1 rRNA gene (running past one end of the window) is annotated in these 2,526 nt (G+C 55.6%); it reads right to left on the bottom strand.

What is annotated here, in order from left to right:
• Nucleotides 1-5: 5 nt before the first annotated feature.
• Nucleotides 6-2,526: ribosomal RNA gene (locus ABIE38_RS18060) — 23S ribosomal RNA — on the bottom strand; it runs 575 nt beyond the window's last position.

The following is a 2,526-nucleotide window of genomic DNA, read 5'->3' as shown; positions in this document are numbered from 1 at the left end:
GTATTGTGTGTAAGCCCTCGGCCGATTAGTACCGGTCACCTCCACGCATTGCTGCGCTTCCAGTTCCGGCCTATCAACCCCATGGTCTGTGGGGGGCCTTAACCACGCAAGGTGGTGAGAAACCTCATCTTGGAACAGGCTTCCCGCTTAGATGCTTTCAGCGGTTATCCCTTCCGAACGTAGCTAACCAGCGATGCTCCTGGTGGAACAACTGGCACACCAGAGGTTCGTCCGTCCCGGTCCTCTCGTACTAGGGACAGCTTTCCTCAAGTTTCTTACGCGCGCGGCGGATAGAGACCGAACTGTCTCACGACGTTCTAAACCCAGCTCGCGTGCCGCTTTAATGGGCGAACAGCCCAACCCTTGGGACCTACTCCAGCCCCAGGATGCGACGAGCCGACATCGAGGTGCCAAACCATCCCGTCGATATGGACTCTTGGGGAAGATCAGCCTGTTATCCCCGGGGTACCTTTTATCCGTTGAGCGACACCGCTTCCACTTGCCGGTGCCGGATCACTAGTCCCGACTTTCGTCCCTGCTCGACGTGTCAGTCTCACAGTCAAGCTCCCTTGTGCACTTGCACTCAACACCTGATTGCCATCCAGGCTGAGGGAACCTTTGGGCGCCTCCGTTACTCTTTAGGAGGCAACCGCCCCAGTTAAACTACCCACCAGGCACTGTCCCTAACCCAGATCATGGGCCGAGGTTAGACGTCCAATACGATCAGAGTGGTATTTCAACAACGACTCCACACACACTGGCGTGCATGCTTCACAGTCTCCCACCTATCCTACACAAACCGAATCGAACGCCAATACCAAGCTATAGTAAAGGTCCCGGGGTCTTTTCGTCCTGCCGCGCGTAACGAGCATCTTTACTCGTAGTGCAATTTCGCCGAGTCTGTGGTCGAGACAGCAGAGAAGTCGTTACGCCATTCGTGCAGGTCGGAACTTACCCGACAAGGAATTTCGCTACCTTAGGATGGTTATAGTTACCACCGCCGTTTACTGGGGCTTAAATTCTCAGCTTCGCCTTGCGGCTAACCGGTCCTCTTAACCTTCCAGCACCGGGCAGGCGTCAGTCCGTATACATCGACTTACGTCTTCGCACGGACCTGTGTTTTTAGTAAACAGTCGCTTCTCTCTGGTCTCTGCGACCACACCCAGCTCCCACCGTGAAGATGTTCACCGGGCATGGCCCCCCTTCTCCCGAAGTTACGGGGGTATTTTGCCGAGTTCCTTAACCACAGTTCTCTCGATCGCCTTGGTATTCTCTACCTGATCACCTGTGTCGGTTTGGGGTACGGGCCGTGTATGAACTCACTAGAGGCTTTTCTCGGCAGCATAGGATCACTGAATTCCCCACAACGGGTATGCATCAAGTCTCAGCCTTAATGTGACACGGATTTGCCTATGTCACGGCCTACACTCTTACACCAGTACAACCACTGACTGGCCCAGCTACCTTCCTGCGTCACCCCATCGCTTGGCTACTACCAGATCAGGTCCCGCGCATCCAGACCACGTCATCCCGAAGGATGCTCTAGGCCATTCAGGGCGGTTAGTATCACTGATTCACCATGGGCGCGCACACACGGGTACGGGAATATCAACCCGTTGTCCATCGACTACGCCTGTCGGCCTCGCCTTAGGTCCCGACTCACCCTGGGCAGATTAGCTTGACCCAGGAACCCTTGATCATTCGGCGGACGAGTTTCTCACTCGTCATTCGCTACTCATGCCTGCATTCTCACTCGTGTGGCCTCCACGCCTGGATCACTCCGACGCTTCTATGGCCACACGACGCTCCCCTACCCACCCACACACCTGCCCGGAGGAGGTTATTGTGTGAGTGCCGCGGCTTCGGCGGTGTACTTGAGCCCCGCTAAATTGTCGGCGCAGGACCACTTGACCAGTGAGCTATTACGCACTCTTTCAAGGGTGGCTGCTTCTAAGCCAACCTCCTGGCTGTCTCAGCGATCCCACATCCTTTTCCACTTAGTACACGCTTAGGGGCCTTAGCCGGCGATCTGGGCTGTTTCCCTCTCGACTATGAAGCTTATCCCCCACAGTCTCACTGCCGCACTCTCACACCTCGGCATTCGGAGTTTGGCTGACGTCAGTAACCTTGTAGGGCCCATCGGCCATCCAGTAGCTCTACCTCCGAGGTGAAACATGCGACGCTGCACCTAAATGCATTTCGGGGAGAACCAGCTATCACGGAGTTTGATTGGCCTTTCACCCCTACCCACAACTCATCCCCTCAGTTTTCAACCTAAGTGGGTTCGCGCCTCCACGACGTCTTACCGTCGCTTCACACTGGCCATGGGTAGATCACTCCGCTTCGGGTCTAGAGCATGCCACTGGATCGCCCTATTAGGACTCGCTTTCGCTACGGCTTCCCCACACGGGTTAACCTCGCGACATACCACTAACTCGCAGGCTCATTCTTCAAAAGGCACGCCATCAGCCCGAAAGCCTCTGACGGATTGTAAGCACACGGTTTCAGGTACTATTTCACTCCCCT

It is taken from the genome of Dietzia sp. 2505, assembly GCF_040546785.1.
In the GTDB taxonomy this organism is placed as follows: Bacteria; Actinomycetota; Actinomycetes; order Mycobacteriales; family Mycobacteriaceae; genus Dietzia.
Note: the sequence above shows the minus strand (reverse complement) of the source record. Positions and strands in the feature narration are given on the sequence as shown.